The sequence below is a fragment of the Streptomyces sp. SPB074 genome (assembly GCF_000154905.1).
Taxonomy (GTDB): domain Bacteria; phylum Actinomycetota; class Actinomycetes; order Streptomycetales; family Streptomycetaceae; genus Streptomyces.
In genome coordinates this window covers 262,828-269,170 of sequence record NZ_GG770539.1, presented here as the reverse complement: position 1 = coordinate 269,170, position 6,343 = coordinate 262,828, and the positions used below count along the sequence as shown (strand labels likewise).

Below are 6,343 nucleotides of genomic sequence, written 5' to 3'. Positions count from 1 at the left end.
CACGGTCAGGCGTTCCGCGCCGGTTTCCTCCCCGCCGCCGCACCGCGCGACGAACCGGGCCAGCTCCCGCCGGTCCGGCGCCGGTTCCCCCGGCCGGGACCGGGCGGCGGACAGGAGCACCACCTCGGTGCCCCGCCCCGTCTCGGCGGGGTCCGCCAGGCAGCGGGCGGCGAGCCGGCCCGCGAGGAGCGGTGAGGTACCGGCGATCAGCACACGCGGCATGACACACGTCCTCCCGCCTCGACCGGCGCCGCCGACGCCTGATTCCCGGCCCGGAAACAAAACAAAGACCCCGGATGGTCCCCTCTTTACCGCGCGGAATTCTGCTCAATACTGCGCAGGCCGAAAAAGTGCCCGGGCGGTCTTGCGGCGGTGGAAATCCCGTCGTTAGCATCCCCGCGCCGGATTTCTCTCGGCCGGGTCCGCGCGCTTTTCACGGAGTTTCCGCGAACGGCGTGCACGCGCACCCCGATATCGCGCACCCGGCACACCGGCACCACCCCGGCGACGACGAGGAGGACGAGGCGCACCGTGGCGACGAACTGGGACGAGACCTACGAGAAGCTGGTCAGGGCCGCACTCACCGACTACCCCCCGGCCGCTCCGCTGCGCCCCGACCTGCCCCTGCCCGCGCACGGCCTGGACTCCCTCGGCATGGTCGGCCTCTCCGCCCGGCTGGAGGACGCCTACGACATCGAGTTCCCCGACGGGGGGCTCGTCCCCGCCAGCTTCGCCACCCCGGCCGAGCTGTGGCGTGTCGTCAGCGGCTGTCTGGCGAACCGGTGACGGGCGGCGGGGCGGTCACCCTGCCGGGGGCCGCCAGGAGGGTGCACGAGTGGTTCGCCGACGGCCTCGCCCGCAACCCCGAAGGCCCCGCCCTGCGCATCCTGGACCGCGCGTGGACGTACACCGAGACGGACGCGCTCGCCCGCGCCTGGGCCGCCGCCCTCGCGAGCGGTGAGCCCGGCGCCCCCGTCGCCGTCCTCGCCTCCAAGACGCCCGAGGCGTACATCGGGCTGCTCGCCGCGCTCTACGCCGGTGCCCCCGCCGTACCGCTGAACCCGGAGAACCCGCCCGCGCGCAACGCCGCCGTACTGCGCGCCGCGGGCTGCGGCGCGGTCATCGCCGCCCCGGGCGCGGCGGGACAGCTCCCCGGCCTCCTGGAGTCCGCGCCCGTCCACGTCGTCCTGGCCCCGGGCACCGACCGCGCGGCCCTGCCCGCCAAGCTGCCCAGCGCCGCCGGAGGCGCCCGCGTCTTGACGTTTGAGGAACTGTCCGCCCCCGGCGCCGGGGCCGGCTGGCGGCCATCCGCCGGAAGCCCCGACGACATCGCCACATCCTCTTCACCTCCGGCTCGACGGGCACCCCCAAGGGCGTGCCCGTCAGCCACGGCAACGTCTCGGCGTTCCTGGCCGCCTCCCGCTCCCGCTACGCGGTGCGGCCCGAGGACCGGTTCAGCCAGGTCCACGAGACGACCTTCGACCTGGCGATGTGCGACCTCTTCCCGGCCTGGGCCGGAGGCGCCTGCGTGTGCGTGCTCTCCCGGCTCCAGGCCCTGGACCCGGCACGCTGGGTGCGCCGGTACGGGCTCACCGTCTGGCACAGCACCCCCAGCCTCGCGCGCGGCCTGCAACGCGCCGACCGGCTCGCCCCCGGCAGCCTCGCCGGACTGCGGCAGTCGGTCTTCGCGGGCGAGCCCCTGCTCGTGGAGACCGCCCGCTACTGGCAGCGCGCCGCGCCCGACGGCGTCCTGGACAACATCTACGGCCCCACCGAACTGACCATCGCCTGCACCGCGTTCCGCTGGCACCCGGACCAGGACCTCAGCGACCCCGGCTACGGCGCCACCGTGCCCATCGGCACCGCGAACACCGGGATGGCGGCGATGCTCCTCGCCCCGGACGGCTCGCCCGCCGAGGACACCGGCGAACTCGTCATGACCGGGCCCCAGATGTTCCGCGGCTACCTCGAACCGGCCCAGGACACCGGCCGGTTCCTGGAGCACGGCGGGCGGCGCTGGTACCGCACCGGGGACCAGGTGCGCGCCACCGCGCACGGCTGGGTCCATCTCGGCCGCAAGGACGCCCAGGTCAAGATCAACGGCTACCGCGTGGAGGTCGGCGAGGTGGAGGCCGCCCTGCGCGACACCTCCGGCACCGACGCCGTCGCGTTCGCGCTCGACGTGCCCGGCGGCACCCGCCTGGTCGCCTACCTGCTCGGCGACAGCGAGCCCGACATCAAGGACCTGGCCGAGCGGCTCGCCACCCGCCTGCCGCCCTACATGCTGCCCCGCCACCTGTGGTGGCTGCCCGACGCACCAGTGAACGCCCATGGGAAGACGGACCGGTCCCGGCTGCGCGAGGACGCCGTCCGCCGGCTCGGACACGAGGGGGAAGCCACGCCGTGAACGACCCGATCGAGTGCCACCTCCTGCTGCCGCACGACGACTTCATCATGCGCAACCACCGCATCCACCAGGTGTCGGTGATGCCCGGCGCGACCTTCCTCGACATCGTGTACCGGATTCTGGGCGCGCGGGGAATCGACACCGCGCGCGCGGTACTGCGCGACGTGCTCTTCGCCGAGCCCATCGCCACCGCGCCCGGACGCGACCTCGCCGTACGGGTGAGGATCGGCGCCCCCGACGCCACCGGCTCCCACCCCGTCGAGGCGGCCGGCGCCCCGGTCGAGGAGGGCGCGGACCCGGCGACGGCCACCGAGGACGCGGCGTGGCGCCCGCACTTCTCGGCCCGCCTGGAGTACACCGACGAGCCCCCGCCCCCGCCGATCGACCCGCGCGCCCTGCTCACCCGCGCCGTGCGCGCCCGCGACATGGCGGAGCTGTACGCGCAGGCCCGGGAGGAGGACATCGAGCACGGCCCGCCCATGATGGGCTTCGGCGAACTCCACGTCCTGGACACGGGCGGCCTCCTCGCCCGCCTCGAACTGGACCCCGGCTCCCGGGACCAGGAGAGCGCCTTCCACCTGCATCCGGCGAAGCTCGACGCCGCCACCCTCGTCACCTTCGGCCACCGCCCGCCCCCCGGCCCCGACCCCTTCATCCCCGTCCACATCGCCGAGTTCCGCGCCCCCCGCGCGGTCAGCGGGCCCTGCTGGGTGCACGTCCCTGCGGCCGAGACCGTCGCGCCGTCCGGCGACGTGATCCACAACGACAGCCTGATCTATGACGAACAGGGCCGCTTCGTCGCCCGGTTCACCAAGCTGAGCTGCAAGCGGGTCCGCCACGCGGGGCTCATCACACGGCTGCTGGAGACCCCGGCCGCACCGGCACGGCAGCCCTCGCGCCCCGCCCCGGCCGCCCCGGCGGGCCCGGATCCCGAGCAGCGGCTCGCCCTGCACGTACGCACCCTGATCGGTGCTCTCCTCGACCGGGCCCCGGAGGCCGTGGACCCCCGCCGGGGCTTCTACGAACTCGGCCTGGACTCGGTCGCGCTGCTCGCGCTCAGCGCCGAGCTGGAGAAGGTGGTCGACGGCCGTCTCTACCCGACGCTGCTCTTCGAGCACCCCGACGTCGCCTCGGTCGCCCGCCACCTGGCGCGGCATCACACCCTCACCCTGCCCGCCGGTGACGAGCCGCAGGCGGCACCGGAACCGCGGGCGGCGGCGGGCACACCGACGGCACCGGCCCCCCGGGCGGCAGCGGACACGTCGGAGACACCGGCCGCCCCGGGCCCGTCCCCGACGGCGCCCGGCACACCGGCGCTCCCCGCCCCCGGGGACCCGGCGACGCCGCCCGCCTCTGCCCCGCACCTCGGCCTCCACCAGCCCGTCTGGGTCCCCCTCGCCGCCACCGGCGCGCCCCTGCCGGGCGGCGATCTGCTCGTCGTCACCCCCGACGCCGCGCTCCCCGAAGCGCTGCGCCACCGCGCCGGGGGACGGCGCACCGTGCACGTACAGCCCGCCTTCGCCTACGAGCGCACGGGAACGGACACCTGGTGCCTGCCCACCGGCAGCCGCGCCGACTTCTCGCGCCTGCTCGACGAACTCGCCGCCGAGGGCACCAGCCCCGCCGTCCTGGCGGTCTGCCCCACCCCCGCCCCCGGCCCGCTCGCCGACACCACCGACGGCTACGACGTCGTCTGGGCGCTCGCGGGCGCGCTCGCGGCCAGGCCCGCCGATACCGCCCGCGTCCTGCGCTTCCTGTACCGCGCCGACCACGAGGACTCCACCCCCCAGCACAGCGCGGTCGGCTCCCTCGCCCGCGGCATCACGGCCGAGAACCCGGCCCTGCGCTGCCGGAGCACGCTCGTCGTGGGCGCCCCGGACGCCGCGGAACTCGCCGGCGTCCTCCTCGCGGAGGCGGCCGACGACGGCGACGACAGCGAGAGCAGGCACCGGGACGGCGAGCGCCACGTACGCCGCCTGACCCCGCTCACCCCGGACCCGTCCGGCGCGCCCGTCCTGAGCCCGGGAGCCGTGTGCCTCGTCACCGGCGGCGCGGGCGGCATCGGCTCGCTCCTCGCCGAGCACCTGGCCGGGACCCGGCAGGCCCGGCTGGTGCTGTGCGGGACCCGCCCGGCCGACGCGGCGGTCGGCGCCCTGCTGGAGCGCTGCGCGGCCCGGGGCGGCGAGGCGCACTACGTCCAGGCCGACCTCGCGCGCCGCGAGGACGCCGAGGCCGTCGTCGCCCGCTGCCACGAGCTGCACGGCCGTATCGACGCGGTGTTCCACTGCGCGGGCCGTACCGACGACGGCGTGCACTTCCGCCGGGACCCGGCCGAGACCCGCGCCGCGCTCGCCCCGAAACTCGCCGGCACCCTGCACCTCGACCGCGCCACCGCCGAGGCCGCCCCGGCCCTCTTCGTGCTGTTCTCCTCGCTCTCCGCCGTCCTGCCCCACACCGGCCAGTGCGCCTACGGCTACGCCAACGCCTTCCTCGACTCCTTCGCCGCCCACCGGGCGGCCGACCCGGCCCGCACCGGGCGCACCCTCTCCCTGGCCTGGCCCTACTGGGCCGAGGGCGGGATGCGCGCCGACGCCGCCGCGCTCGCCCGCTCCGCCGGGTCGGGGATGCGCCCCCTGCCCACCGCCACCGCGCTCGGCCTCCTGGACCGCTGCCTGGCCGCGCCCGCCACCCCGCCCCGGCTGGTCGCCGTGCACACCGAGGGCCCCGTGGACGGACCGCTCGTGACGGGCCTGTTCGCCCCCGCCCCGCGACCGGCCGGCACGGTCCCGCCGCCGTCCGCGGCGCGCCGCGCGCCCGCCGCCCCGGCAGGGCGCTCCCGTACCGCCCCGGAACCCGTCGCGATCGTCGGTGTGGCCGGGCGCTACCCGGGAGCCGCCGACCTGGACGCCTTCTGGGCCAACCTGGCGGCGGGCCGGGACTGCGTCACCGAGGTTCCCGCCGAGCGCTGGGACCACGACGCCCTCTTCGACGCCGAGCCCGGCCGCCCGGGCCGCACCTACGGCCGCTGGGGCGGCTTCCTCGACGGCATGGACCGCTTCGACCCGCTGTTCTTCGGCATCTCGCGCCGCGAGGCCGAACGCATGGACCCCCAGGAGCGGCTGTTCCTGACCGTCGCCTGGCAGACCCTGGAGGACGCCGGCTACCCGCCGGACTCCCTCACGGCCGAGCGGGTCGGCGTCTTCGCCGGCGTCATGTGGAACCACTTCCAGTTCGTCACGGACCCCGACGACGAGACCGCCCCGGTGTCCCTCCACTCCTCCGTGGCCAACCGCGTCTCCTACACCTTCGACCTCCGCGGCCCCAGCATCGCCCTCGACACCGCGTGCTCCTCTTCCCTGACGGCGGTCCAGCTCGCCGTGGAGAGCCTGCGCAGGGGGGAGAGCACCGTCGCCCTCGCCGGTGGCGTCAACCTCATGCCGCACCCGCAGAAGTACCTCCAACTGGCGCGCGGACGCTGGCTGTCCCGGGACGGCAGGTGCCGTGCCTTCGGCGAGGGCGGCACCGGCTACGTGCCCGGCGAGGGCGTCGGCGCGGTGCTGCTCAAGCCCCTGGACCGCGCCCTGGCCGACGGCGACCACGTCCACGCCGTGATCCGCTCCGCCCGCCTCAACCACAGCGGCCGCACCAGCGGGTTCACCGTGCCCAGCCCCACCGCGCAGGCGGAACTCGTCGCCGACGCGGTGCGCGACTCCGGCGCGGACGTGCGCGCCCTCGGCTACGTCGAGGCCCACGGCACCGGCACCTCGCTCGGCGACCCGATCGAACTGGAGGGCCTGCGCGCCGCGCTGAGCACCTTCACCCCCGGGCCCGAGCACGTCGCCATCGGCTCGGTGAAGACCAACATCGGCCACCTGGAGAGCGCCGCCGGCATCGCCGGGCTCACCAAGGTGCTGCTCCAGCTCCGGCACGGCGCCC

General features: G+C 76.1%; 4 protein-coding genes and 1 pseudogene. 4 read left to right on the top strand and 1 reads right to left on the bottom strand.

Annotated features, from left to right (window positions below; all coding sequences use genetic code 11):
• The coding region (locus SSBG_RS01140) for a hypothetical protein (protein ID WP_037868630.1) at positions 1 to 222 on the bottom strand (222 nt) is incomplete at its 3' end.
• A gap of 309 nt (positions 223 to 531) precedes the next feature.
• Between SSBG_RS01140 and SSBG_RS33015 the strand changes: the two genes are divergently transcribed.
• The 4 genes and pseudogenes from SSBG_RS33015 to SSBG_RS01125 all read left to right on the top strand — a co-directional run.
• Positions 532 to 786 (top strand): acyl carrier protein, encoded by a 255-nt coding sequence (locus SSBG_RS33015; RefSeq protein WP_037868629.1) that lies wholly within the window; start codon positions 532 to 534, stop codon positions 784 to 786.
• A pseudogene (locus SSBG_RS35955) lies at positions 750 to 1,175 on the top strand (AMP-binding protein); the annotation flags it as partial. The gene SSBG_RS33015 and the pseudogene SSBG_RS35955, both read left to right, overlap by 37 nt.
• A 122-nt stretch (positions 1,176 to 1,297) precedes the next feature.
• A complete protein-coding gene (locus SSBG_RS33530; RefSeq protein ID WP_078491190.1) occupies positions 1,298 to 2,407 on the top strand; it encodes an AMP-binding protein in 1,110 nt (369 codons plus the stop codon).
• Positions 2,404 to 6,343, top strand: a 3,940-nt coding sequence (locus SSBG_RS01125) for an SDR family NAD(P)-dependent oxidoreductase (RefSeq protein ID WP_008744398.1), incomplete at its 3' end; no start/stop codon positions are given. The genes SSBG_RS33530 and SSBG_RS01125, both read left to right, overlap by 4 nt.